Source organism: Actinopolyspora alba (assembly GCF_900112765.1).
Classification (GTDB): Bacteria; Actinomycetota; Actinomycetes; order Mycobacteriales; family Pseudonocardiaceae; genus Actinopolyspora; species Actinopolyspora alba.
Map to the genome: position 1 here is coordinate 331611 of NZ_FOMZ01000005.1, position 24633 is coordinate 356243.

Here is a 24633-nt window from a genome sequence, read left to right on the forward strand (position 1 = left end):
GGGCGTGCCGTGGGTGTCCATCCTGCTGATGTTCGTGGTCGGGTGCTTCTTCTTCCTGCCCTTCCCGGCGTGGTCGAAGTTCATCGGCTTCATCAGCTCCGCCTTCGCCGTTTCGTTCGCACCGGGCTGCCTGGTGGTGGGTGCGCTGCGCAGGCAGCTGCCCGACCAGGACCGCCCCTTCCGACTGCCCGGCGGAGACCTGATCCCGGTGCTGGCGTTCATCGCCTCCGGCCTGCTGGTGTTCTGGTCGGGTTGGTCGATCAACGAGAAGATGCTCATCGGCCTGCTGGTCGGCTACGTGGTGTTCGTGATCTACCACGTGACCACCAAGCACGACACGCCGCCGGTCGACTTCAAGGCGGGCTCCTGGTTCCCGGTCTGGCTCGCCGGACTGATGATCTTCAGTTACTTCGGTGAGATGGACGCCAGCGCAGAGGCCGCCGGCAGCCTGCTCAACGGCGGTGACGGATTCCTCGGCATCGGTCTGGGCTCGCTCGTGATCGCGGTGTGGAGCGTGGCGATGTACTTCTACGCGATAGCGGTACGACTGCCCGCGCGCCGCGCCGCCGCCTACATCGAGAAGACCCCGACCGACGCGCCCGCGACAGCGAGCTGAGTCGTCGACGGCCGCTTTCGGACCGAAAGATCCGGAAACGGCGAGATCGCAGCCGGGGCGGGACCGCGTGGTCCCGCCCCGTTCTCGTTCCGGCGAGTTCCCCTGTGCGTGCCTCCGGTCGCCGCACACGTGCCCCGTGGCGGGCGACACCGGCTCGCCGATGGAGTAGCACACACCACACACCGACGAAGCATCGCGACACCCCGCATACACTTCGGGGTGTAAGCCCTTCGGAATGTAGGCGCAGCAGGCAGACGGGAGCAGTGGTGTCCACCAGCGGCGGATTGAACCGGGTTGCGGTCGTGGTCAACACGCTTTCCCGGACCGGGAGCATCGCTTACACGCAGGCCGTGCGGAGTCTGACGGAACTGGGGGTCCCGTTGGGTACCACCTATCCGCTCCGGGACCCCGCGCGGCTGGTGGAGACGGTACGGGCCGCCATCGACGACGAGCACGACTTCGTGATCATCGGTGGTGGTGACGGCACGATCAGCTCGGTGGTCGACGTGCTCGCCCACACAGGTGTTCCGATGGGACTGCTGCCGCTGGGTACGGCGAACGACTTCGCCCGCACCCTGGAGATCCCGACCGAGATCGAGAAGGCGTGCGAGACCATCGCCCGAGGCAAGGTCGTCGACATCGACCTCGGACTGTGCGGCAACAACTACTACGCGAACCGGGCATCGGTCGGCATCGGCTCGAACGTCGCCACCGCCATGTCCCCCAAGCTGAAGAAGCTCGTGGGCTCACTGGCCTATCCGGTGGCATCGGCTCGGGGTTTCATGCGACACCGGCCGTTCCCCGCACGGCTCACCTTCCCGGACGGGGATCACCCGACGAAGGAGTTCAACAGCCTGCTGCAGGTCTCCGTGGCCAACGGTCGCTACTTCGGCGGGGGCCAGCTCGCCGTGTTCGACTCCGGCATCGACGACAGTACGCTGGACGTGACGGTGATCAAACACGGCAACATCCGCGAGCTGGCCACTGTGGCACGGAACTTCAAGAGCACGAAGCTGCTGGAAACCGATCAGGCGGAGCACATCCGCACCAGGCGAATGCGGCTGGAGACGACTCCGAACATGCCGATCAACATCGACGGTGAACTCGTCGCGGGGACGCCGAGGGACTTCTCGGTGGCTCGGAACGCACTGCACGTGGTCGTGCCGCAGGACTGGGTGGACGGTGGGTGAGGACGGGCGAGTCGCACGGGTCCGACAGCAGCGGTTGCGACGTTCCGGAACCGCGCCAGGTCCGCACGACCACACGCCGTACTCCCGCCCCACGACATACCGGTGAGGAACAACCGCCGTTGACGATGTGGAACTACAGCAACGCCCCGCGATGCACGGTGTGCGCACACCGCGCGATCATCACCAAACAGCAGGCACAGACCCTGGTCAACTCCACCGAGGGCAGGTTGATCGCTTACCAGTGCCCGATCGAGTTGTCGAGCTGGCACGTCTGGGCACCGGAGTTCGAGCGGGCCGACCAAAACGAGTCCGAATAGGACGCTCCGGTGTTGAGACCTAGCAGCGTCGATTTCCCACGAAATCTCCGCGCCGCTGGGGTAGCACGGCGCGGGTGGCGTCGATTTCTCGCGAAATCGCCGGGAGGCTTCGATCCAGTGCCGAACTCCGACCACCCCGGAGGCTGAGCTCAGACCACCCTCGCAACGGGACCGACCGCGGGTTCTCCCGTGCGGCTCTCGCGAGGACGGCCCCGACGTTGTGTAGGTCGTTACCCGGTGTCGGGCCTCCCGGAGCGAGAGCCGTGCGAGAGGTTCCGCCACTTCAGCCGCCTCGCCCAACCGAGATGGCGAACTCTAGACGAGTTCGAAGGCGACGGCGTGCTCGGTGCCGAAGGAAGCCCCTGCCTCGGCGGTGGTGCGGTGCAGGAAGTCGCGGGCCATGTCCGCCGGTGTCTGCTCGGTCAGTGCCGCCAGATAGTTGGCGTGCGCGGCCAGCGACCCCACCGCCCGGTCGAGGGTCGGGCCGACGTCGACAGCGTGCGTGGGGTGCGGTGATCCTGCCACCGCGATCCGGCTCACCCCCTTCCAGGGATGCAGCCCCTCCTCGGTGACGAGCTCGGGGAAGATCCAGCGGTTGCCGGCATCACCGACGGCGTCCAGCGCCGAACGCCCCACCGCACGGTGGTCCGGGCTGTTCCAGCCGCCGAATCCCCAGCGGTCGTAGTGGTTGAACGTGATCACCAGGTCCGGACGCACTTCACGTATACCGCGCGCCAGGTCTCGCCGCAGCGCGATACCCGACTCGATGACGCCGTCCCGGTGATCGAGGAAACGCACGTCGTGCACTCCGACCAGGGCGGCACTCTCGCGCTGTTCCCATTCGCGCAGCGGCCCTGCCTCTTCGGGAGGAACTCCGTCGATCCCGGCCTCGCCCCGGGAGGCCAACAGGTAGCTGACCTCGTGCCCCGCATCGGTCCAGCTCGCCACCGCCGCACAGGCGGCGAACTCCACGTCGTCCGGATGCGCCACGATCACCAGCGCACGCTGCCAGTCGGTCGGCATGAGTTCGAGCGTCTCGGTCATGAAACCCCCATCTTCGGCCAAGGGTCGACGAGAAGTTCTCGGTTGTCGGGTGCGGCCCAGTGGGCGTCAATTTCTCGCGAAATTGTCGATCCAGTGCGGCGGTGTGGCCACGTGGGCGTCGATTTCTCGCGAAATCGCCGCGGAACCTCACGACTAACCAAGGTCGCGGGCGAGTGCCCGTCCGGCGCTACGGCCCGAGAACACACAGCCACCGAGGAAGGTCCCCTCCAGCGCGTTGTAACCGTGCACCCCGCCTCCGCCGAACCCAGCGACCTCACCGGCGGCGTAGAGCCCCTCGAACGCGGAGCCGTCGGGTCGCATCACCTGGGAGTCCAAATTGGTCTCCAGCCCGCCCAGGGTCTTGCGGGTGAGCAACCGGAGCCGCACCGCGATCAGTGGCCCGTTGCCGCTGTCCAGCAGTCCGTGCGGCGTGGCCACGCGGATCGCCCTGTCGCTGATGAACCGCCGTGCGGCGCGAATCGCCGAGACCTGCATGTCCTTGCCGTAAGGGCGATGTATCTCGGCGTCGCGGGCCATCACCCGCTCCCGCACGGCGCGGGGGTCCAGCAGCGACTCACCGGTGAGTTCGTTCATCCCCGCCACCAGGTCCCGCAGGTCGTCCCGAACCACGAAGTCGACGCCGTGGCGCTTGAACGCCTCGACCGGCCCGGGAGCTCCTTTGCGCACCCTGGACAGCAGCTTGCGCGGGCTCTTGTCGGTCAGGTCGGGGTTCTGCTCCGAACCCGACAGCGCGAACTCCTTCTCCAGGATGCGCTGGTCCAGCAGGAACCAGGTGTAGTCGTAGCCGGTGCCGAGGATGTGGCGCAGCGTGCCCATGTTGTCGAAACCGGGGAAGTAGGGCGCCGGCAGCCGCTCGCCGGTGGCGTCCAACCACACGGCGGACGGTCCGGGCAGGATCCGGATACCGTGTTCCGGCCAGACCGGGTCCCAGTTGGTGATGCCCTCGGTGTAGTGCCACATCCGGTCGCGGTTGACCACGCTCGCCCCGGCCCGCTCACCGATGTCGAGCATCCTGCCGTCCACGTGGGCGGGGACGCCGGTGAGCATTCGCTCCGGTTTCCGTCCCAGCCAGGAGGGCCAGTTCCGCCGCACCAGCTCCTGGTCGCCGCCGATCCCGCCGGAAGTGATCACCACGGCCTGCGCGTGGTGCTCGAACTCCCCAACAACCTCGCGCGAGGAGGCCACTCCCCTGCGTTCCGAGCTGGGCCGCAGCACGCTGCCCCGCACGCCGTGCGCGACGCCGTCGGAGGTGAGCAGCTCGTCCACCCGGTGGCGGTACCGGATACGCACCAGACCGGCACGTTCGGCTTCTCGCACCCGGTCGGCGAAGACCCGCACGATCTCGGGCCCGGTTCCCCAACCGAAGTGGAACCGCGGCACCGAGTTGCCGTGGGAGCTGGCGGTGCCGCCGCCGCGCTCGGCCCATCCGACGAAGGGCATGAACCGCATCCCGAGGCCGCGCAGGTAGGAGCGTTTCTCCCCCGCGGCGAACTCGACGTAGGCCTGTGCCCAGCATCGCGGCCAATGATCCGCTTCCGGGCGGTCGAAGGCCGCGCTGCTGTTCCAGTCCCGCAGCGCCAGCTCGTAGCTGTCCCGCACGCCGAGTCTGCGCTGCTCCGGACTGTCCACGAGGAACAGTCCGCCGAGGGACCAGTGGGCCTGCCCGCCGAGGTTGTCGGCGTTCTCCTGCTCCACCAGCAGTACGGATCTGCCCGCGCGGGTGAGCTCGTAGGTGGCCACCAGCCCGGCGAGTCCCGCGCCGACCACGATGACGTCCGCGTCCGATGCCATTGCCACGCCTCCCGTCAGTATCGGGACCGATCACACGCCGTCGCGATCAGTTCTCCGAGTCCTCCCGCGAGCAAGGCGTGAGCCACGAAACACTATCCGATACAGGCCGGGACCGGAAACAGTACTCACGGATGCCGCTTCCCGAACCGTGCGTCACCGCGAGGCGGTCTCACCGGAGGTCTCGGCCTCCGCCGTCTCGGTGGGACCGGAGGGTGCCTCGGTGGCGTGGTAGTCGGCCTCGACGGTGGCGTCGCTGCCCTCGGCGGCGCCGAACCACCGCAGCAGCGGAGTGAGCACCACCGCGACCAGCAGGTTGAGCAGCAGCGCCACCGCACCCACGTAGATCTGGGTCCGGATGTCCGGCAACGGCTGCCAGCCGAAGAGGCTGAAGTCCGACAACGGCATCGCGGAACCGCCGAAGTGTCCCTCACCGGTGGCCGGGTCCTTCGGGATCAGGTACAGCTGCCAGAGCCCCCAGACCATACCGACCGTCCAACCCGCCACCAGCGCCCAGCGATGCAGCCACCTGGTGTAGAGGGCGATCGCGACGGCGGGCAGGGTCTGCAGCACGATGACGCCGCCGATCAGCTGCATGTCGATGGAGAACTGCGGGTCGATGAACACGATGCTCAGCACCGCGCCGAACTTGACCACCAGCGAGGCGAGTTTGGCCTGCTTGGCCTCCTGGGCCGGAGTGGCACCGGGGCGCAGGTGCTCCTTGTAGATGTTGCGCGTCCACAGGTTGGCCGCCGCGATGGACATGATCGCCGCTGGCACCAGCGCCCCGATCCCGATGGCGGCGTAGGCCAGCCCCGCGAACCAGTCGGAGAACATCCGGTCGAACAGCACCGGCACGATCGTGTTGGAGTCCGGCTCGCCGGTGGCGCCGTTGACGATGGGCTCGACCCCCGCGGCCAGTGCGGCGTAGCCCAGCAGCGCCAGCATTCCGAGCAGGAACGAGTAGGCGGGCAGCGCGACCATGTTGCGCCGGATGACCTTGCGACCGGAGGAAGCGAGGATACCGGTCAGCGAGTGCGGGTAGAGGAAGAGCGCGAGCGCCGAACCCAGTGCGAGGGTGGCGTACTGCAGCTGGTTGTGCTCCCCGAGCAGGATGGATCCGCCGGAGTCCGAACCGGACCACGTCGCGGCGGACTGGTCGATGATCGACCCCCAGCCGCCGAGCCGGCTGGGCAGGTAGAACACGGCCACCAGGATGACCACGTAGATCAGCAGGTCCTTGACGAACGCGATCAGCGCGGGCGCGCGGAGTCCGGACTGGTAGGTGTACAGCGCCAGCACCAGGAAGGCGATGAACAGCGGCGCGTGCCCGGCCAGCCCGCCCGCGTTGAGTCCCATCGTGCGCAGCACCGCCTCCAACCCGGCCAGCTGCAGCGCGATGTAGGGCATCGTGGCGACGATGCCGGTCACCGCGATCAGCGTGGCCAGCAGCGGCGAGCCGTATCGGCCGCGCACGTAGTCGGCGGGAGTGACGTAGCCGTGCACTCTGGACACCGACCACATGCGCAGCAGCGGCAGCAGCACCAGCGGGTAGAGCACGACGGTGTAGGGCAGCGCGAAGAAACCCATCGCACCGGCCCCGAAGACCAACGCGGGGACCGCGACGAAGGTGTAAGCGGTGTAGAGATCACCGCCGACCAGGAACCAGGTGATCCAGGAGCCGAACTTGCGCCCGCCGAGCCCCCACTCGTCGAGGTGTTGCATGGACTCGGCTCGGCGCCAGTGCGTGGCGAGGAACCCCAGCACCGACACGAACAGGAAGAGCGCGGTAAAAACGCCGAATTCGATCCACTGCATTTTTCAGAGTTTCCTGTCGGGGTTGCCGGGGGTTCGGGTGGCGGAACCTCCCGCTGGCTCTCGCTCCGGGTGCCCGACATCGGGTAGCGACCTACACAACGTCGGGCCGTCCTCGCGAGAGCACGACGCGGGTGAACCCGCGGCGGTGCGAGTCGCGGAGGTGGTGGTTCGGTGCTGCCGCACCGGGCGAGTCACGCCAGTGGACGACACGAGGAAAAGCATCGGTCAGCGCTTCCCCTCGTTGCCTTCGGCGGCGCGCTCGGTCGCCGCGCGTTCCCTGCGGTTCGCGGCGCGGACGACCAGTCCCACGCACACCACGCCGAGTGGTACGAACAGGAACTGCGACCAGTAGAACATCGGCAGCCCGAACAGCCTGGGCTCGTCGTGATTCCACAGTGGAGTTACGAGCATCAGCAGCGGGACGAGCAGCAGCAGGTTCCACGGTGAGCGGTCGGTTCCGAAGCGCGCTCGCGCTCCGGAGCCCTGCGGCTCACTCACGGGCGGCTCACTCATGGGCTGCTCGGTCATGGGCGGCCTCCCCTGTCCGTGGCAGTGCGGATCACCCGTTCGGGCAGCAGCATGCTAGCCGGAGTCGATCTCGCTGGGAAGGGGCGTCCGACGGATTGGGACGCGGCCTCGGCGCGTGCTCGGTTTTTCGGGGATCGGACGCGGCGTTTCGCCGCTCTCGCCACACGCGCCGGAGGAATCCCCGGGACACGTGGATCAGCTGTCCGGCACACTTCGAGACCGGAGCGAACTCCGAGCACGACCCCGGTGGCGAAACGTCCCAACCGGACGTCACCGGGCCTGCCCCGGCATCGAGCGACACAACTCTACGAGAAGAAGGCGGACCCCTTGACCGATCCCACCGAGTCCGAGTCGCGGCGGCGTGCCGCGCGGCTACTGCACGAGCACCCCGTGTTCGACGGCCACAACGACCTGCCCTGGGCGTTGCGCGAGGCGGTCGGGTACGACACCGACCGCGCCGACATCGCGACGGACCAGTCGCCGGTACTGCACACCGATCTGGACCGGCTGCGTTCCGGCGGCGTGGGCGCGCAGTTCTGGTCGGTCTACGTGCGCACGGACCTCACCGGTGACGCCGCGGTCTCGGCCACCCTGGAGCAGATCGACTGCGTGCGCGGGCTGACCGAGCGGTACTCGGATCGGCTGATCCCCGCCTACTCGGCCGCGGATGTGGAGCGCTGCCTCGAATCGGGGGGACTCGCCTCCCTCATGGGTGCCGAGGGCGGTCACTCGATCAACTGCTCGATGGGCACGCTGCGCGCGCTGTACGAGCTGGGCGTGCGCTACATGACCCTCACGCACAACGACAACGTGCCCTGGGCGGACTCGGCGACCGACGAACCCGCCGCCGGTGGTCTCACCCGTTTCGGCGAGGCGGTGGTACGGGAGATGAACCGGCTGGGCATGCTGGTAGACCTCTCGCACACCTCGGCCGGGACCATGCGGGACGCGCTGCGGGTCAGCCGCGCTCCGGTGATCTTCTCGCACTCCAGCGCGCGGGCGGTCTGCGATCACCCGCGCAACGTGCCGGACGACGTGCTGCGGGCGCTGCCCGACAACGGCGGTGTGGCGATGGCGACCTTCGTACCGAAGTTCGTGCTGCCGGAGGCGGCCGAGTGGGACAGGGCGGTCGACGCGCACCTGACCGGGCTGGGGCTGCACCCGCTGGACGGCACCGAACAGGGCCACCGGGCACGCACCGAGTTCGAGCGGGACCAGCCACGACCCGTAGCTACCGTGTCCAATGTGGCCGATCACCTGGACCACATGCGCGAACTCGCGGGGATCGACCACATCGGGCTCGGTGGTGACTTCGACGGCACCCCGTTCACCACCGCGGGGCTCGACGACGTCGCCGGATATCCCAACCTGCTCGCCGAGCTGCTCGACCGGAACTGGTCCGAGGCGGAGCTGGGCAAGCTCACCTGGCACAATCCGCTGCGCGCGCTGCGCGAGGCGGAGAACGTGGCCGAGCGCCTGCGGCGCACCGAGAGCCCGTCGCTCGCCACCGTGACCCAACTCGACGGGCAACCCCCGGGCTGATCCCGGTCCGTTCCCGCACGTTGAAAACCATTTCGGCTTTCGGTTCGAATCCCGGCGCACGGAGAGCGTCCGGGATCTCAGCATCACACCCGCTGGTTCCGGTGGACTGTTGGTCGCGTCACGGAAATCGTCGCGATCACTGCGGTTACCCAGCCTTCCTCAAGACGTGCTGGTGGTGGCAGTGCCGTGGGCGGTGACCAGATCTCCGATGGTGAGGTGGAACGGGATGAGACCGTCGTTCGTCGGACCGAGACCGACGTGGCTGGTCACGTGCTCACCGTCTGTCGGTTGGGAAGTGTGGTGCCGCGTGACCAAGTGGTGCAGTCCTGCCTCGTTCGGGGAACCAGGACGAAGTCGGGCGAGCGAGATTCGAACGAGTTCGGTGATGATGTCGTAGAAGGTGATGGTGCGGACGGGATTCTCAGGAAGATCGAGCTCGTAGGAAAAGGTGTTGGCCGAGATCTGTCGCGCGTGGTGAAGGTGCCATTCCCGATGATCGACCGTACTCTCGGTGGGTCGAAACGACCTCGGCGTATCGTAGTGCGGCTGGTCGTTGCTCCACACGTAGGTCGTCCGAGCGGGGTCCAGCCACGGGGGCTCACTGGTGCTTACCATGACGAACTCGCCGTCCTCGCCCAACGCCACGGTTGCGGGGGCGAGATATCCGTTGAAGTGGTTCCCCAGTGCTTGGCAGTAGGCGCCGCAGTGCTGGACGAACAGGGGGTCTCCCGGTCGCACGCTCTCCAGCGAGGTACGTGGGAGCACGAGATCACCGGCGAAGCAGAGGGGGCCTGCGAGGGCGTCCCTGCCATCGGTGCTGAGAAGACGGTGATTACGGTCCATTACGGGATGCGGAGAGTGCAGGATCGTGCTGCGCAGCAGTTGGTTGCTGCCGACGTCGATGATCCCCCATCGGTGGGTGCCGTTGTCGTCGACAGCGACGACCCGGGTCAACAGCCCCATGCACGCCCCCACCAGCGAGTTGCCGGGTTCGACGTGGTAGCTGAGATCGGCACGAAGCCGCGATCGTAGAGTGCGCACCAGGTCCGCGATGTCCGGGCCACCGCCACGGTCAGTGCTCGGACCTGCCAGCCCCCCGCCGAGGTTGAGGGTGGTGATGCGTTGTCGAGTGCAATCGTGGATCCTGTCCACGAGCTGGTGCAGGCCTTCCAGCGCGTCGTCGAATACCGCGAGGTCGTGAGTCTGGCTACCGACATGGGTGTGTATCCCCCGGATCGGGACCTTACTCTCCGCCAGGGTCTCGAGTACGGTCTCGCTGTCCATTCCGAACTGCGAATGCCGGGTACCGTGCGCCTGAATCGAACCGCCCGACCCCACCGGATGCAGTCCCGGGTTCCAGCGCACGAATACGCTGCTGGCCTCCGCCCGATGCACGTGGTCAGCCAAGTGACGCAACTGCTCGGGAGAGTTCACGACGACCGTCCCACCGCGACGGACGAGATCCGTCGCCACCGGCATGTCCAACGCCGGGGAGTTGTAGAACGTGGCAGTCTCCTCGAACCCGGCGGCTCGGGCCAGAGCGAGCTCCTGAGGGGTGGCACAGTCGACGCCGACTCCCATCTCCACCAGACATCGCAGAACAGGTAAGGTGGGGTTGGCCTTGATCGGGTAGGTGATTCGCGAGGTAGAACCGACAAGGCCGCTGTAGGCTCGCACGTGGCGCCGCAGCTGCTCGGGTGAAAACAGGTACACCGGTGTTCCGCAGGATCGCGCCACACGGTCGAAGTCGAGTACGTCCGACCAGGAACACATCACTGTCGCACCTCACTGGCCAGCACCGGAAGCACGAGTTTCCCATCGGCCAAGAATGCCCCGCTCGCGACGTCGAAGCTCATGGCGTAGTGCACAGAATGCGCGCGCTCCCGCTTCTTCTCGATAACCCCTTGGATCGGAAACTTCGTTCTCCGAACCGGTCGACGAAATCGAATATTCGTCTCCGGAGTGTAAATCTCACCTGGTTTGCTTTCCAGCCCGCAGTCCAGGCAGGCATGCACTACCGCTATCTGGCACAAGCAGTTCACGGCCATGGTGGCGGACAGGTGAAACTCGCCGTCTCCCGGGCAGAAAAAATGATCGACCCGAAAGTTTCCTTCGATCCCGTCCAGATCGTACCTAACCGATTCCAACACCAGCAGATCTTCCCGGTAACCATACGCCAAGTAAGGCGACAGCAACGGAGTCAGACCAACCTCGTCGATTTCCAATTCTGACATGACGAACCCTTCTCCAAGTTTTCGAACGACCAACCAAACAGTCGATTCATTTTCACATTAATCCCCCGCAGCATCGCGAATCGCCACTACCATCGAGTTCACCGAAACAGCATGGTCGTCGACCACATGTTTCGATTGAAAACCCATCGAAAGCTCCTTTTTCCGATCACCTGATACTCACGACCGCCACGGAAACACGAGCAGTGTTCACGCAAGCCGGCGGTCGGATTTCCTGGATACGCACAAATCGGCAACCAAAGAGGATGTCGTCCCGAAACACCAGCCGGCTCACCCAACCGTAACCCCCGCCTGTATTTATCATCCGAGCCCCGTCCTCTACGGACACGAGAAGGCCAGCACGGCTGGCAAGCGCGGCAACACCTCACATGTCAACACATTTCCTCGGAAAAACGACAATGTCAAAGCCGTGTATCGCACAGCGAAACATTCGTTCGTGCGGCGAAGCGCAAAGCAGCACGTCCGCGACCAACATCCATGAAGTCGCGGAATCACCACGACGCCGCTTTCCGAGACAAGTTATCCGGATCTTCGTCCAACACCGGGCGGAGTAGGGCCATGACGAGCAGCCGATGAAGGACGGGCTTCAGATCGCTATCGGAAGTACCGTTGACTCCAGCATCGAATGCACGAGAGCCGGCGATGATACCGACTTGGTTCACACAGCCCTGTCGGCCGATATCGCCAATGCTCAGGTTGGACCGGAACTGGTCCGAGGCGGAGCCGGCCAAGCTCACCCGGCACAACCCACTGCGCGCGCTGCGCGAGGCGGAGAACGTTGCCGAGCACCTGCGGCGCACCGAGAGCCCGTCGCTCGCCACCGTGACCCAACTCGACGGGGGATCCACAACCTGACGGCGGCACGTCCCGGCCTCGCGGTTGCCGGAAATCCGGTTGCGCGTACCGGTAGGAAGGTCGCGGGTAGTCGTTCGAGAGGAGCCGCCGTGTTCACTCACCCGTTGGGCGCCGACGCCGAGTTACGGCCGTTGGAGCCCTGGCAGGCGGCGGAGTTCGCCGAGTTCACCGATGCCAACCGGCTGCACCTGGAAGAGTGGCTGCCCTGGGCGGGCATCGTCCTCGACGAGGAGTCGGCACGGCGGTTCCTGCGGAACTACGCGGACAAGCAGGCCGACGACTCCGGACGGATCATGGGGATCTGGCGCGGGGATGAGCTCGTCGGCGGTGCGCTGTTCCGAGCGTTCGACACCCACAGCGGTTGCTGTGAGCTGGGGGTCTGGCTCTCCGCAGCGGCGCAGGGCGGCGGGCTGATCACCCGGACCTGTGAACGCCTGATCGACTGGGCTGTGCGGGTTCGCGGCATGGCACGGGTGGAGTACCGGGTCTCGGCCGAGAACCATCGGAGCATCGCGGTGGCGAAACGGCTGGGGATGACCCACGAGGGGACGCTGCGCAGCTCTTTCCCGCTCAACGGCAGGCGCCACGACATGCAGGTCTGGGCGGTGCTCGCCGAGGAGTGGCACGGCCGGGGTTCCTGACCGATTTCGGTTCGCGAAGCAGCCAGGCGCGGAAAGCGGAGCGAGCATCCCGGCACCCGTTGCCGTCGATTTCTCGCGAAATCTCCGCTCGGCGGGGCGAAACCGCAGGGTGGGCGTCAATTTCTCGCGAAATCGCCGGGCGGGGAGACGGCGAGTGGGGAACCGGCGACACACGAGGGGCGGTGCACCCGGCATGCACCGCCCCTCCGCGCCGTGAAGCAGCGAGGCTCAGGACTTGGCCGGCTCGGCGCCTTCGACCGGTTCGGCCATGTCCCCGGACCAGTCACGCGCGGGACGCTTGCCGAGACCGTTGAACACCACGATCGCCAGCAGGGCCACGATCCAGCCCGGGATCATCTCGTAGACCCCGGTGCCGCTGAGCGCGTCCACGTTCTTCCAGACCAGCACGGTGACCGCACCACCGACGACACCACCGAGGGCACCGGTCCAGGTCATGCGGGACCAGAACAGCGAGAGCAGGATCACCGGGCCGAACGCGGAGCCGAAACCGGCCCACGCGTAGGAGACGATGTCCAGCACGGCTCCGCCGCCGAGCGCGATCACGTAGGCCACTAGCGCCACCAGGACCACGGTGGCACGCCCGACCCACACCAGCAGCCGCTCCGATGCGGCCTTGTGCACGAAGGCGCGGTAGAAGTCCTCGGTCAGCGCCGTGGAGGCGACGAGCAGCTGACTGTCGGCGGTGGACATGACCGCTGCCAGCACCGCGGCGAGCAGGATGCCGGCGATCCACGGGTTGAGCAGCTGCTGTGCCAGCGCGATGAACACCTGTTCCGGGTCGTCCAGCGGCTGGTCGAGCACGCCGATACCGACCAGGCCGACCAGCGAGGCACCCAGGAGGGTGACCAGCACCCAGGTGGTGCTGATCCGGCGGGCGACGGGAATGTGCCGTGCACTGCGGATTCCCATGAACCGCGCCAGGATGTGCGGCTGCCCGAAGTAGCCCGGCCCCCAGGCCAGCAGTGACACGATCGCGACGAAGCCGAGGCCGCTTCCGCTCGACCAGCTCCCGTCGGTGAAGCTCGCCTCCTGGCCCATGTCCAACAACGCCGGGGACCGCTCGGTGAGCGCCCCGCCGAGGCCGCCGAAACCACCCAGCAGGGCTATACCGATCAGCGGGAGCACCACCAGGGCAAGGAACATCATCGTTCCCTGCACCACGTCGGTGAAGCTCACCGCGAGGAACCCACCGAGGAAGGCGTACATCACGATGACAGCCACCGAAATGGAGATCGCCGTCGTCGAGTCCACGCCGAAGACGTCCTCGAACAGCACTCCCCCCGCGACCAGGCCGCTGGCCACGTAGACGGTGAAGAACACCACGATCACCAGCGCGGAGACCAGCCGGAGCGAACGGCTGCGGTCCTCGAACCGCGATTCGAGGTAGGCCGACAGGCTGACGGCGTTGTTGGCCCGCTCGGTGTAGGTGCGCAGCCGGGGAGCCACGAACAGCCAGTTGAGGTACGTGCCGAGGGCCAGGCCTATCGCGATCCAGGTGGCCCCGACACCCTGGGCGTAGACAGCTCCCGGAAGTCCGAGCAACAACCAGCCGGACATGTCGCTGGCCTGCGCGGACAGTGCCGCGGTCGGCGCGTTGAGGTTTCGACCGCCGAGCGCGAAGTCGGCGAGAGTGTTGGTGCGTCTGTACACCCACACTCCGATCACGAGCATGACGACCAGATACGCGGCGAAGGTCGTCAGTACCGCTGGACTGATCTCAAACACTGATACTCCTTCAGCCGGGACGACACATGCGCTCCGCCGAAGCGGATCACCGACAGTGGTCGCGGATCGAGGTCGGCATGTGTTCGCGGTAAGTGTTCGAAGGATAGTAAGTGGTATTCGCAACGGCGTATTCGTACGACGTCACATGATTTCGGCCTTTTCGTTGTCCGATCGGACAACGAACGCTCACCCCAAAGAGTGACTATAACGTCATCTCACCCAGTGGATGATCCAGAAACGAAACGTGATGTTCCGGAAACTCGCCGTGGGCGCGGCGAGACATCGGAGGGCCCCCGGGGCCGGCCCGGTTCGAATGGCTCAGACGGCTCCCGGAAGCAAAGAAGCGTGCACGACGGCAGCGGCGGGGGCATTCGGGAAACCGGCTCTCACTATTCCACCGGCCCGAAGCGACTCGTGAACCGCGCGGTCGTGACACTGCCGGCAGGACCGATCGTGCTGGGCACGTCGAACGTGCGTCGCGCGATGGAATTCTGGTGTACGGCACTCGGTCAGGTGTCGCGCGACTCGGCGCGAGGACGGGAAACGCGGGCTCTCCGCCCTCGCGTCGTCCCGCCCGTCGCTTGGTGTGCTCGCCTATCCGGTAACGGGCAGGTGGCCGTCGTTCGGGGTCGGCTCGGGAGCGGTCGGCAGATCACCGGGGTCCGGCTTCGGGGGTTTCGGCTCGTCCGGGTGATCGGTCGGCTCTGTGGGCTCGGTCGGGGGTTCGGTCGGGCCGGTCGGTGGGTCCGTGGGATCCGTCGGCGGGTCGGTCGGATCCGTCGGCGGGTCGGTCGGATCCGTCGGCGTGACGTTCGTCTCCACGCAGGAGCGGTCGTCCTCCGTGGTGGTCTGCCGCGTTCCCGTGTACATCTCCGCGCAGTTGGGGATCACCGTGCCCACCGGCACGTCGGGGGTCACGCTCAGCATGATGGTCACGACCTCGCTCTGCCCCGGTTCGAGGGTTCCCAGCGGACAGGTCACGGTCAACCCGCCCGAATCGCACACCGACGAGGCGGACTCGATCGTGGTGAGCTGGCCGTTCGTCGCGTCCTGCAGCGTGACGTCCACGGCGTCGGAGGGGCCCTGATTGGTCGTGGTCAGCGTGTAGGTGACTGTCCCGTCGGGCGAGACAGTCGCGGGCCCGTCCTTGGTGATCACCACGTTCGTCAGGGTCCGCGCCTGGGCCACGAGCCGCGTGCTGTCCCCGGAGGCACCCGGCGTGGCGGAGTCCACTGTGGCCGAGTTGACGATGTTGGTGCCATCCGCGAGATCGGAACTCGTCGTCACCGGCACGGTGAACCGGACGGATTCACCCGCGGGTACGGTGGTTCCCTCGCCGCCGCAGGTCACTGTTCGGCCGTCGGCCGAACAGTCGGCGGGCAGGTCTCCCGGTTGGACGGCGGAGTCGAGTTGGTCGGTGACGACCACGTCCGCGGCGTCGGTGTCACCGCTGTTCGTCACGGTGATCACGTACTCCGCTTCCGCACCCACGGTCATCGGGTTCGGGTTCACGGTCTTGGCGATGTCCAGCTGCGGACCTCGAGCGGAGCCTTCGACCCGGCCGTCTCGCGGCGCGTCGGGGTGCTGCTGGGCGGATGTCGCCGTCGCGCCGTCGGCGACGCCGATCGACAGCAGGCACGCGGCGAACGCGGCACCGACCATTCGGCGCCTCCCGACCCGTCGCATGCCGTGACAGCGGAACACCTTCGGGGATCGCACCATAATCGCCCTGTTCGTCCGGGAACGCCGCGCACCGTCACCGGAGCGTGCGATGCGCGTAACGACACCGGGCAGAATAGGTCCGCACGGCTCGACTTCCCCGCAGCAACATGCCGGGTGCCGCGCATTCGCCCTGCCCACCCGCGCTCCGGGCACGCGGCGAGCACCGAGGGCGCGGGACGCGGCGCCCGAACGGTCCCCGCCAACGAGTCAGCTCCGTTTCGGACGAAGTGTGGCCGTGGCCGGTTGAACCGACCGTCCCACGGTGTGACGCGAATTCCCGTGCTCTCGGCATGGTCTCCGATGCGGTGCGGTCGGGGAATCGGTTGGTCGAAGCCACGCGGAGCCCTCAAGGGGCGAACGGATCGCGTCCGAGCACGTCCTCGGAGGTGGGAAGCGCGGTGTCGTGATAGCGGTCAGCGGTCTCGGCGAGCCAGGTCAGCGCGTAGGCGGTGGGAGCGCGACGAGCGGCTGCCTCGACGGTGTCGGTCATCCGGTCGGCGAATCCGTCCCGTGGGAACGCGCTGAGAACCTCGTCGACCCGCGCGGGATCGAGCCGGTCGAGTCCGCTGCCGTCGATGTCGGTTCCCGCACCCCAGTGCACCAGGGCACATTCCGGCGACTTGTGGTCCGCGATGCCCATCGACGTGTGCAGCGCGATGGCATCCCAGATCGCGCGTGCCTCCTCGTCCGGCAGGCCGCTGGATCTCGCCCAGTCGTACGCGGCTTCGGCGCCCTCGACCTCGAACCGCCGCTGTCCCCCGTGACGCTCGGTGAGCCCCAGGTCGTGCAGCAGCGCCGCGACGTAGGCGAGTTCTTCACGTACCCGGAGTCCCGCCGCAGCGATAGCCAGCCGACCGAAGACGTAGGTGCGTTCGCAGTGACGCAGCAGAAACTCGGGGCTGTGCCGCGCGGCCAGTGCGTGTGCCTCACGGGTGAGCGTGCTGTCGGGAATGCGAATACCGGCGATGACGTGCATGGTGAGCGTCCTCCGCGCGCCGCTTTCCCAGACGCGGGAAGCGGCGCGCTCCGTCGGTGGGTTGCTGGCCGTGGGTGGTCATCGATCCGGTCGACGCCACCGATGCGTACGTCCCGACCCTGCCGTGACGCTCACGTGCGGCGTGAGTGGCAGAAACGACGAGATGCGCAAGAATGCTGCCGATGCATCAGATCAGTGTGCTCGCACTACCCGAGGTCGTGCTGTTCGATCTGGCGATTCCGCTGGAGGTCTTCGGCAGCCAGCCGCACCGTTACACCACCACGGTGTGTGCCGCCGCCCCTGGCCCGGTGCCCGGCACCGGGGGAGTCCCCGTCCACGCCGGGAGGGGGCTCACATCACTGGCCGAAGCCGACACGGTGATCGTTCCCGGCTTCGACCCGCGGGACGTTCCCGCGCGAGAAGTGCTCACGGCGCTGCACGACGCGGCCGAGCGGGGCGCGCGAATGGTCTCGATCTGTACCGGCGCGTTCGCCCTGGCTCCCACCGGCCTGCTCGACCAGCGATCCGCGACCACCCACTGGTACTACACCGAAGAGCTCTCCCAGCGTTACCCACGGATCCAGGTCGATCCGAACGTGCTCTACATAGACCACGACGACATCGCCACCAGCGCCGGAATGGCCGCCGGGATCGACCTGTGCCTGCATCTCGTACGCCGGGACCACGGGGCCGACGCTGCCACCGACATCGCTCGCCGCATGGTCGTTCCTCCCCACCGCCGTGGCGGCCAGGCCCAGCTGCTGGACCGGCCACTGCCTCCCAGCGGGGACACCCTGGCCGAGACCTGCGCCTGGGCGCGCGAGCATCTGGACCAGCGACTGACCGTCGCTGATCTTGCCCGGCACGCCGGGTACGCGCCCCGCACTTTCGCCCGGCACTTCCGAGCTCAAACCGGAACCACCCCCTTGCGGTGGCTGACAGCTCAGCGCATCCACCAGGCCCGCAGGCTGCTGGAGCACACCGACCGCACCGTGGCCGACATCGCCCGCAGCGTCGGACTGGGCACCGCCGCCAATCTGCGCACGCAACTCGCTCGCGACGCTCACACCAGCCCCAACGCCTACCGCCGCACCTTCCAGGAATCGCACCGGGAACCGCACTACAACGACGGCGGCGCGCGCTGAGGGAGCGGCATCGGCTCCGGTCGCGCGTCCCTGATGAGCCGGCATTCCCGATGAACCGCGGCGACAAGCCGGATGAGCGTGCCGGCCGATTCGAAGCACGACGGAAGGCGACAACCAGCTGCCCAAGCCCCTCACTCCTCCGACACCCGGTCGTTTTCAGCGGGCAAGCCGGGGAGTCAAGAATGACGGCAGCGAACTCACACGACGTTGACGTCAGAGCCGTAGGACTCTCTTCCCCGAATCGGATGACGCTGAGCCCCACTTCGCAAAGATGATACGGGGCCTCCTCCGTCGGGCGGATCAGTTGAGGCGGCTGATGGCCATCTTGGCTGCGAAGAAGCCCAGCAGAGTGCCGGAAGCAAAGCGCTGCGCCTGGAGCACACGGGGATGCCGGGCCAGGTACCCGGCGAGCGCGGCGGCAGTGAGCACGATCAGGCCATTGACGGTCACGGCAACCGCGATCTGCGCGGTTCCGAGTTGCAGAAACTGCCACCACGTCGCGCCCAGCCCGGGATCAACGAACTGCGGTATCAACGCAGCGTACAGAAGCGCGATCTTGGGATTGAGGAGGTTCGTCAGCAGCCCCATGCTGAACAGGCGGGCCGCCGAGTGTGAGACCAGATTGCGCGGTTCGAACGGCGACCCACCACCGGGACGCAGGATCCGCCAGGCCATCCACGCGAGGTACGCCGCACCCAGAATCTTCACCACGTGGTAGGCCTCGGGTACGGCGACGAAGAGAGCGGAGAGACCGGCTGCCGCTGCGACGAGGTAGACACCGAACCCCAGTGCAACTCCGGCGAGGGACACGAGTCCGGCACGCCGTCCCTGGGAAATCGAGCGCGACGCGAGGTAAACCATGTTCGGCCCTGGGCTGAGCACCATGCCCAGTTCCACGACTACGACGTCGAGCAACGAGGCGAGTGGCACGAGCTCCATGAAGCGAAAACTATCGGGCGGGCAGTCGCCTCGTACAGCGCGGCGTCTGCTGCCCTCCCCGGGCGATTCGCTGAATTCGGCACGAACGCGGCCACCGGAGCCGCTGTCGAGTATGCGGACTTCGCCCAGGGTGAGCTTGGCGAGTGGGCCGCTACCGAGCACATCCCCACCTCGGCACTGGTGCGCCGCCTGTTGCGACAAGCCATGCAGGAACATCACGGCGTCTCCCCCACCATCGCTCAGATGGAAGAGAGCGCCCGCCGTGTGGCACGCGAAGAACTCCACCACAGCTGAACATCGGGCAGCACACCGGAACACGAATTTTGTGCACCTAAAGTGCACTCGTGATCTTGCTCGGTCAGTGGCGAAACTCGCTGACCTGGCCTTCTGGTGGGCCGCCAGGGACTCGAACCCTGAACCCGTGGATTCTGAGGCGACACTTCGCAGTGTCTGACGTTGGTTGCCAGTAGCCCCGGCGGCCTGCGTCGATTGCACAAGCAAACGGCTGTCACTGCCCGTCGCTTGTGGTCCTCTGACATCGTTTCGTGGGGATAAAAGGGGGATACAGCGACAGGCGACGCAAGAGCGATCCACTCCCCTCCCTCATCCGACACTCAGCCGCTTCCAGCGGACAAGCTGGGGAGTCAAGAGCACTCAACCACGGACTCACGCGGCGTTGGCCCCGGAGACGACGGGCTCGCTTAGCTCCCCGATCGTGGAAGTACAAAATGGATTGATACAGTAACTCTAGGTGGTTAACAGATTACTGGAGGGATCCGCCTTGGCTAAAAGCTCTAATCCTCAAAGCATGGCAAACAATCTGACATACCCGACATATCTAGATGTTCCGATGATGTTGGATTTTCTGGGGACCCTAGAGGACGGAGTCAGCCACTCTAGCGAATCAATAGAAAAAACCAATCAATCCCGAAGCGGCTCCTCCGAAGGATCTCTTTCTGGGTCCACTTCATCTCTAGTAGATATTCTCGGGCTTAGTCTTTCCCTTTCCGGTAAGCTAAAGAAAGACAAAAGCAAGGATGAATCGGTCGAGAATTCCTTTGTGCGAACGCATACTTCCGCATCACTGTTTAACAAACTAAGAAGGACACTTTCCTCCGAGGGGGCCATAACACAGGTAGAGGCAAATTCCGACCTCAATTCGGTATCCCCCGGAGAAGTGGTAGAGTTCTCGGGAAAGGTTTCCCCGAACCCCCTTGCTTCACTCATTGATTTCTTCGACAACGTCAAACCATTCATTGATCTCCATCTTTCCGGAGGATTCGACGAGATCGAGGGAACAGAGTCGCAGTACGACGATTCAGATAAAAACAATATCCAGCTGGTTTCTTCTTTCATAGAACTTCTCAGGGGCGATATAGAAAAAAGCAATGTTGTCGACCTCCTTATGGCGAACAACCAGGGAGTGAAGGCAATATTTGCCACCGACGAAGAGTACTTCACCTCGAACAAAGAAAGCATGTTCCTAGGGGGAACTTTTACCCTACTTGGAAAAGTTACCCAAGTAGAAAACAACACCAATCAATCGATGAATACGGTTCGCCGCGGAGCGATGGGGGTAATAGCCCATCACTTCTTGGAAGATCTTTTCGGTAAGCTCGCCGAAAACCTAGAAATCCACGGGATGCGGCAACAAGTTCCCTCTGTTCAGGTGTATTCTCCCTGGATTCAAGTTGTTCCGCTTGCAATTTATGTCTAACTGAAATTACAGTTCACTTTATTTGCATAAGGAGCACAGCCAGGTGCGTGGCTACGTCGCGGGCGCGGTGGGATGTCCGTAGGAAGTGGCTGGGTGAGGGCGTCCGTGGCGGGACCGGATTTCGCGGGAACAGGTGCCCAACCGGCCACGGTGTCAGGCCGTACCGGTGTGCGGGTGGTGAGCTTCCTCGGCGGCCCCTGCCGTGGTGTCCGGCCGCCTGCCTTCCGCTCCGCGTCCGGGGATGCCGCCCGCCCACCGCTTGGCGGTCGGCCGCCGGCGCCGGGACCGGGCTTGCCCGCACGCCCGGCGCCTGGCTTGGCCGACCGCACGGACAAGCGGGCGGGCGGCTCTCCCCTGGACGCACCAGGCAAGTAGGCAGGCGGCCCCGGTAGGGGCCGCCCTTGATGAAGAAAAGAAACTCTACACACACGCACACTGGGACTGGGTCGATCGGTGGTCACTCACGCTTTGCCCATCGGGGTGTCGGTTCGGATGGATAGGGTCGCGCTATGACGTTGTATGCGTGGGCGTTCGAGGTCTCGCGGGACAAGCTGGCGGAGAGTTTGCCGCGCCGTTGGTCGCATGTTCAGGGTGTTGCCGAACGTGCTCGGGGACTTCGTCCGATCTCCGGTGGTGATGCTGATCTGTTGGAGGCTGCGGCGGTCCTGCACGATGTGGGCTACGCTCCGGACTTGGCCACAACCGGTTTCCACCCGTTGGACGGGGCGGTCTTCCTCGCTGAGATCGGTGCTCCGGATCGATTGGTGCATCTGGTGGCGCATCACTCGTATGCGGTGCTGGAGGCCGAACTTCGCGGGCTCTCGAACGAACTCGGTGACTTCGTGGACGAGGGCGGTGTCCTTCGTGATGCGTTGTGGTACTGCGATTTGAACACCACTCCGGACGGCACGGAGGTGGACGCGCGGGACCGCATCGCCGAGATTCAGCAGCGTTACGGCCCGGAGCATCTGGTCACCCGGTTCATCACCGAGGGATCGCCGGAACTGCTCGCGGCCGTGGATCGCACGCGTACGCGACTGGACTCGGCAGCGGTCAGCTGAGATACGGCTCGGAACGCTCTTGCAATGCGTGCTCGATACGCATCCGCATCGTAGGGTGCATGGTCAGAGAGTCCAGTTCCTCGGGCTGGATCCAGTGCACGCGGCGGCTCTCGCTGCTGGGCCGTAGTCGCCCCTCCACCGGTCGGGCGGTGAACACGATCGAGAACTCCTGGCGGACCTCGCCGTCGTCGTAGGCGATGACGTGTTGCGGGTCGGAGTAGATACCCACGATGTCGGTGATCTCTACGGTGAGCCCGGTTTCCTCGGCGACTTCGCGGAGGGCGGCTTGCCGGGTGGTCTCGCCGATGTCCTGTGCTCCGCCGGGCAGTGCCCATAGGTCGTTGTCGGTGCGTTCGATCAACAGCACACGGCCGGACTCGTCGCGGACCACCACGGTCACGGCCACCACGAGGCTGTTGGCCCTCGGGGCCTGCGGGTCGCCGTAGTAGTCCCGTTTGCTCATGGCTTCTGCCTCTCAGGTCAACGCCGAAGCACCGTCCCACACAGCATCGAAGCTGTCCGCGTAGGTGCTGAACAGATCACCCGCCGCGAGACGGCGAATGTGCATGGCTGGCGCGTGGGCGGCGAGCTTGCCGAACACGTGGGGATTGACGACCATCTCGTCATCGAAGCGGTAGATCGAGTTGTACAGCACCGTCGCGTGCGTGCGGATCTCCACTCCGGGAGTGTCGGCCAGGGGTTTGAAGAAGGCCAACGCGTGGTCGATTTTGGCCGAGATCGTGTTTCGCCCGATTCCCTCGTCCAAGCTGCGTTGAATCACGGCGTCGCTGTCGCGGTCTCCTAACAGTAGCCGGATCCGTGCTCCGTTGGCGGCCTTGTTTCTGAGCTGATCCAACAGATTCGGCTTCTCGGTCATGAACATACCGACGTAAACCAGCATGTCCACATGGGACGTCGCCGCGCCGAGCAAGCGATCCCACAGGTCGTTGGGTACCGCGTTACGGTGCGGATACAGCTTGACCATTTCGGACTCGCTGACCTGCTGTGCCTTGTCGTCCGAGACGGCTCCCGGCCACAGATAGCGCTCCGCCTCCCCCAGCTTCGCGGCGATCGCGTGCCGCGTGCGTGCGTGTGGTTTCCGTCCGGTGGTGACCCATCGCTCGGCGGTTTTCGGGTCCACCTGGAGTTGATCGGCCAGTTCGGACGGCGTGATTCCTTGTTTGAGCAGGGCGTCACGTAACCGTTCGTTCGGGGGCATCGCTGCCTTCCAAGTACGTCCGGGGACGTCGCGATCGTAGCCGAGACGTCCCAAAACGTCCCGCCATGCGGTGAAGACGTCCCGCTGATCACGGGAACCTGGAATCATGACAGCGGAACGGAAACACCACCACGAGCAGCCTCACCGCTGCTGTTCGAGAGCGTCCAAGCGGGCGGACAGCTCCGCGACCGTGGCTTGCAACTCGGCGACAGCCGAAGCGAGGTCCTCGCTCTGCTGCGCGGGTTCGGCAGGGATCGAATTCACGAACGTCCCCACGGACGGCGTGGTCGTGATCCAACCGTCCTCCTCCAGGGCACTCAACGCCTTCTGCGCGGTCCCGAGTGCCACCTCGTACTTCTCGGCGACTCCGCGGTTGCTGGGAAGACGATCGCCAGGACTCAGCGTGCCTGAGCGGACCTCGCGCTTAATGGTCTCGGCGACACGCTGATACGCGGCAAGCCCTGGGGTTTCCTGCTCCATAGCGCCAAGTCTAACCAAAGCGACCTACACCGACATAGCTCATCGGGGCACACCCCCTTGCAGGGCGATATATACCGATGTAGATTGGTCTATGTCGGCAACGGGCAACAAAGAAAGGTGATTGTCATGCGGAACATTCCGGTGAATCTGGGTGGGTACAAGTTGCTGGTGACCGAGGAGCCGACGCAGAAGACGCGGGAGCGGGACGGGATGACCGAGGTCGTCACGGACGCGAAGACGAATCTGCCGCTGTTCATCATCTCGCTGTTCGCCAAGGCCAAGGGACAGAAGGGCGAGGAGATCAAGGTGACTCTGGATGCCGATCCCGGCGAGGTGGAGGAAGGCTCGTTGGTGGAGCTGGTCGATGCTCGGGTGAGTCCGTTCGATTTCGTCAACGGCAAGGGCGAGAAGATTTCCGGGATCACGTTCCGCGCGGCCGGTGTCACCCCGGTGGGCTGATACCGCTTTTTCGTTTCCGAGTGTTCTCGGGGTTTTTCTGAGTATTCGCGTCGTGGTTCGGCGTGTGTTTCATCCTGGTGTTTGAGAATTGCATAGTGGAGCCGAGTTGTGTCTTTTTCCGGCACTTGTGTGTGTCGGGAAATGGTGTTGATCCCCGGCCGCGTTCGGTGTGGCCGGGGGTTTTCAGGGTTTCCCGACAGGAAGGAAGGGTGCTGATGACGATGCGAGCGGGGCAGACGCAGAGTGTGCGTTTTGATGGGTTGTTGACGTGGGTGTCAGAACCTCCGTGGCAGGGCACGAGCGGGAAATTCCGAGTGGGATTGATCGTCAAGCCGCTTGACGGTCAGGGAACGGTGTCCCGGGGTGGTGATGAGATCCGGGTGACGTTGGACAGTCCTCCGGATTCGGGGTTCGCTGCTGGGGATCGTGTGGAGCTGCTTAGCCCGTATGTGCGGGCCTACGAATTCCTCGCAGGCGGGGGAACAGAAATCGGGCTGATGTTCAAGGCCGCCGCGCTGCAATCGGCTTCGTGAGCCGATCCGTGAACAGGAACGTTC

23 protein-coding genes and 1 pseudogene are annotated in these 24633 nt (G+C 65.5%); 11 read left to right on the forward strand and 13 right to left on the reverse strand.

The window, feature by feature from the left end; genetic code table 11:
* The 3 genes and pseudogenes from BM150_RS09755 to BM150_RS09765 all read left to right on the forward strand — a co-directional run.
* Positions 1-616 (forward strand): annotated as a pseudogene (locus BM150_RS09755) (amino acid permease); the annotation flags it as partial.
* Between the two features lie 266 nt (positions 617-882).
* Positions 883-1806, forward strand: a complete 924-nt coding sequence (locus BM150_RS09760) for a diacylglycerol/lipid kinase family protein (protein WP_092926341.1) — start codon at positions 883-885, stop codon at positions 1804-1806.
* 125 nt (positions 1807-1931) lie between these two features.
* Positions 1932-2123, forward strand: coding sequence for a hypothetical protein (locus tag BM150_RS09765; protein WP_092926215.1), 192 nt, complete (start codon positions 1932-1934; stop codon positions 2121-2123).
* Positions 2124-2438: 315 nt separating this feature from the next.
* On the opposite strand, the gene BM150_RS09770 is transcribed toward BM150_RS09765, so the two are convergent.
* From BM150_RS09770 to BM150_RS09785, 4 genes are all read right to left on the reverse strand, one after another.
* Positions 2439-3167: a PIG-L deacetylase family protein gene (locus BM150_RS09770; protein ID WP_092926217.1), complete on the reverse strand. Its 729-nt coding sequence runs from the start codon at positions 3165-3167 to the stop codon at positions 2439-2441.
* Positions 3168-3320: 153 nt separating this feature from the next.
* A complete protein-coding gene (locus BM150_RS09775) occupies positions 3321-4979 on the reverse strand; it encodes an FAD-binding dehydrogenase (protein WP_092926219.1) in 1659 nt (552 codons plus the stop codon).
* A 153-nt stretch (positions 4980-5132) separates the two neighbouring features.
* On the reverse strand, positions 5133-6794 hold the full coding sequence (mctP, locus tag BM150_RS09780) for a monocarboxylate uptake permease MctP (protein WP_092926221.1): 1662 nt from the start codon (positions 6792-6794) through the stop codon (positions 5133-5135).
* Between the two features lie 225 nt (positions 6795-7019).
* Complete coding sequence (locus BM150_RS09785) at positions 7020-7307, reverse strand: DUF3311 domain-containing protein (protein WP_092926343.1); 288 nt, start codon at positions 7305-7307, stop codon at positions 7020-7022.
* Positions 7308-7649: 342 nt separating this feature from the next.
* Between BM150_RS09785 and BM150_RS09790 the strand changes: the two genes are divergently transcribed.
* Positions 7650-8864, forward strand: coding sequence for a dipeptidase (locus BM150_RS09790; RefSeq protein WP_245755392.1), 1215 nt, complete (start codon positions 7650-7652; stop codon positions 8862-8864).
* A 159-nt stretch (positions 8865-9023) separates the two neighbouring features.
* Here the strand turns inward: BM150_RS09790 and BM150_RS09795 are convergent, their stop codons facing one another.
* A complete protein-coding gene (locus tag BM150_RS09795) occupies positions 9024-10577 on the reverse strand; it encodes a diaminopimelate decarboxylase family protein (RefSeq protein ID WP_175496756.1) in 1554 nt (517 codons plus the stop codon).
* Positions 10578-10636: 59 nt separating this feature from the next.
* Positions 10637-11098: a hypothetical protein gene (locus BM150_RS09800; protein WP_092926225.1), complete on the reverse strand. Its 462-nt coding sequence runs from the start codon at positions 11096-11098 to the stop codon at positions 10637-10639.
* Positions 11099-11803: 705 nt separating this feature from the next.
* Here BM150_RS09800 and BM150_RS23695 point away from each other — a divergent pair.
* Both BM150_RS23695 and BM150_RS09805 read left to right on the forward strand, forming a co-directional pair.
* Positions 11804-11971, forward strand: a complete 168-nt coding sequence (locus tag BM150_RS23695; protein WP_175496757.1) for a hypothetical protein — start codon at positions 11804-11806, stop codon at positions 11969-11971.
* Positions 11972-12060: 89 nt separating this feature from the next.
* The gene (locus tag BM150_RS09805; RefSeq protein ID WP_092926227.1) at positions 12061-12612 is read left to right on the forward strand and encodes a GNAT family N-acetyltransferase; all 552 of its coding nucleotides are present in this window, start codon (positions 12061-12063) and stop codon (positions 12610-12612) included.
* A 228-nt stretch (positions 12613-12840) separates the two neighbouring features.
* On the opposite strand, the gene putP is transcribed toward BM150_RS09805, so the two are convergent.
* From putP to BM150_RS09820, 3 genes are all read right to left on the reverse strand, one after another.
* Positions 12841-14358, reverse strand: coding sequence for a sodium/proline symporter PutP (putP, locus tag BM150_RS09810; RefSeq protein ID WP_092926229.1), 1518 nt, complete (start codon positions 14356-14358; stop codon positions 12841-12843).
* A 594-nt stretch (positions 14359-14952) separates the two neighbouring features.
* Positions 14953-16020 carry a DUF7507 domain-containing protein gene (locus BM150_RS09815; RefSeq protein WP_175496758.1) on the reverse strand — a complete coding sequence of 356 codons (1068 nt, stop codon included), beginning with the start codon at positions 16018-16020 and terminating at the stop codon, positions 14953-14955.
* Between the two features lie 406 nt (positions 16021-16426).
* Positions 16427-17056: an HD domain-containing protein gene (locus tag BM150_RS09820; protein ID WP_092926233.1), complete on the reverse strand. Its 630-nt coding sequence runs from the start codon at positions 17054-17056 to the stop codon at positions 16427-16429.
* 182 nt (positions 17057-17238) lie between these two features.
* Here BM150_RS09820 and BM150_RS09825 point away from each other — a divergent pair, with 182 nt between their 5' ends.
* Complete coding sequence (locus BM150_RS09825) at positions 17239-18201, forward strand: GlxA family transcriptional regulator (RefSeq protein WP_175496759.1); 963 nt, start codon at positions 17239-17241, stop codon at positions 18199-18201.
* A 300-nt stretch (positions 18202-18501) separates the two neighbouring features.
* Here the strand turns inward: BM150_RS09825 and BM150_RS09830 are convergent, their stop codons facing one another.
* Positions 18502-19140, reverse strand: a complete 639-nt coding sequence (locus BM150_RS09830) for a LysE family translocator (protein ID WP_342752560.1) — start codon at positions 19138-19140, stop codon at positions 18502-18504.
* Between the two features lie 808 nt (positions 19141-19948).
* Between BM150_RS09830 and BM150_RS23700 the strand changes: the two genes are divergently transcribed.
* Together BM150_RS23700 and BM150_RS09835 are read left to right on the forward strand one after the other, a co-directional pair.
* A complete protein-coding gene (locus BM150_RS23700) occupies positions 19949-20857 on the forward strand; it encodes a DUF6414 family protein (RefSeq protein WP_139219497.1) in 909 nt (302 codons plus the stop codon).
* Between the two features lie 509 nt (positions 20858-21366).
* Entirely contained in the window at positions 21367-21918 is a 552-nt protein-coding gene (locus tag BM150_RS09835; RefSeq protein WP_092926235.1) for an HD domain-containing protein, read from the forward strand.
* Here BM150_RS09835 and BM150_RS09840 read toward each other — a convergent pair.
* The 3 genes from BM150_RS09840 to BM150_RS09850 all read right to left on the reverse strand — a co-directional run bounded on the left by BM150_RS09840 (position 21911) and on the right by BM150_RS09850 (position 23617).
* Positions 21911-22381 carry an NUDIX domain-containing protein gene (locus BM150_RS09840; RefSeq protein ID WP_092926237.1) on the reverse strand — a complete coding sequence of 157 codons (471 nt, stop codon included), beginning with the start codon at positions 22379-22381 and terminating at the stop codon, positions 21911-21913. The genes BM150_RS09835 and BM150_RS09840 overlap by 8 nt on opposite strands.
* Before the next feature lie 12 nt (positions 22382-22393).
* Positions 22394-23137: a helix-turn-helix domain-containing protein gene (locus tag BM150_RS09845; RefSeq protein ID WP_092926239.1), complete on the reverse strand. Its 744-nt coding sequence runs from the start codon at positions 23135-23137 to the stop codon at positions 22394-22396.
* 141 nt (positions 23138-23278) lie between these two features.
* Positions 23279-23617 carry a GntR family transcriptional regulator gene (locus tag BM150_RS09850; RefSeq protein ID WP_092926241.1) on the reverse strand — a complete coding sequence of 113 codons (339 nt, stop codon included), beginning with the start codon at positions 23615-23617 and terminating at the stop codon, positions 23279-23281.
* Between the two features lie 126 nt (positions 23618-23743).
* Between BM150_RS09850 and BM150_RS09855 the strand changes: the two genes are divergently transcribed.
* Positions 23744-24076, forward strand: a complete 333-nt coding sequence (locus tag BM150_RS09855) for a hypothetical protein (protein ID WP_092926243.1) — start codon at positions 23744-23746, stop codon at positions 24074-24076.
* Between the two features lie 215 nt (positions 24077-24291).
* Positions 24292-24609: a hypothetical protein gene (locus tag BM150_RS09860; protein WP_139219498.1), complete on the forward strand. Its 318-nt coding sequence runs from the start codon at positions 24292-24294 to the stop codon at positions 24607-24609.
* The last annotated feature ends 24 nt before the right edge of the window (positions 24610-24633 follow it).

Coding starts and splice junctions, on each gene's coding strand:
- BM150_RS09765 (WP_092926215.1), top strand. CDS start 1,932: ATGTGGAACTACAGCAACGCCCCGCGATGCACGGTGTGCGCACACCGC.
- BM150_RS09770 (WP_092926217.1), bottom strand. CDS start 3,167: ATGACCGAGACGCTCGAACTCATGCCGACCGACTGGCAGCGTGCGCTG.
- BM150_RS09775 (WP_092926219.1), bottom strand. CDS start 4,979: ATGGCATCGGACGCGGACGTCATCGTGGTCGGCGCGGGACTCGCCGGG.
- mctP (WP_092926221.1), bottom strand. CDS start 6,794: ATGCAGTGGATCGAATTCGGCGTTTTTACCGCGCTCTTCCTGTTCGTG.
- BM150_RS09785 (WP_092926343.1), bottom strand. CDS start 7,307: ATGAGTGAGCCGCCCGTGAGTGAGCCGCAGGGCTCCGGAGCGCGAGCG.
- BM150_RS09800 (WP_092926225.1), bottom strand. CDS start 11,098: ATGTCAGAATTGGAAATCGACGAGGTTGGTCTGACTCCGTTGCTGTCG.
- BM150_RS23695 (WP_175496757.1), top strand. CDS start 11,804: ATGCTCAGGTTGGACCGGAACTGGTCCGAGGCGGAGCCGGCCAAGCTC.
- BM150_RS09815 (WP_175496758.1), bottom strand. CDS start 16,020: ATGGTCGGTGCCGCGTTCGCCGCGTGCCTGCTGTCGATCGGCGTCGCC.
- BM150_RS09820 (WP_092926233.1), bottom strand. CDS start 17,056: ATGCACGTCATCGCCGGTATTCGCATTCCCGACAGCACGCTCACCCGT.
- BM150_RS09825 (WP_175496759.1), top strand. CDS start 17,239: ATGCATCAGATCAGTGTGCTCGCACTACCCGAGGTCGTGCTGTTCGAT.
- BM150_RS09830 (WP_342752560.1), bottom strand. CDS start 19,140: ATGGAGCTCGTGCCACTCGCCTCGTTGCTCGACGTCGTAGTCGTGGAA.
- BM150_RS23700 (WP_139219497.1), top strand. CDS start 19,949: ATGGCAAACAATCTGACATACCCGACATATCTAGATGTTCCGATGATG.
- BM150_RS09835 (WP_092926235.1), top strand. CDS start 21,367: ATGACGTTGTATGCGTGGGCGTTCGAGGTCTCGCGGGACAAGCTGGCG.
- BM150_RS09840 (WP_092926237.1), bottom strand. CDS start 22,381: ATGAGCAAACGGGACTACTACGGCGACCCGCAGGCCCCGAGGGCCAAC.
- BM150_RS09845 (WP_092926239.1), bottom strand. CDS start 23,137: ATGCCCCCGAACGAACGGTTACGTGACGCCCTGCTCAAACAAGGAATC.
- BM150_RS09850 (WP_092926241.1), bottom strand. CDS start 23,617: ATGGAGCAGGAAACCCCAGGGCTTGCCGCGTATCAGCGTGTCGCCGAG.
- BM150_RS09855 (WP_092926243.1), top strand. CDS start 23,744: ATGCGGAACATTCCGGTGAATCTGGGTGGGTACAAGTTGCTGGTGACC.
- BM150_RS09860 (WP_139219498.1), top strand. CDS start 24,292: ATGACGATGCGAGCGGGGCAGACGCAGAGTGTGCGTTTTGATGGGTTG.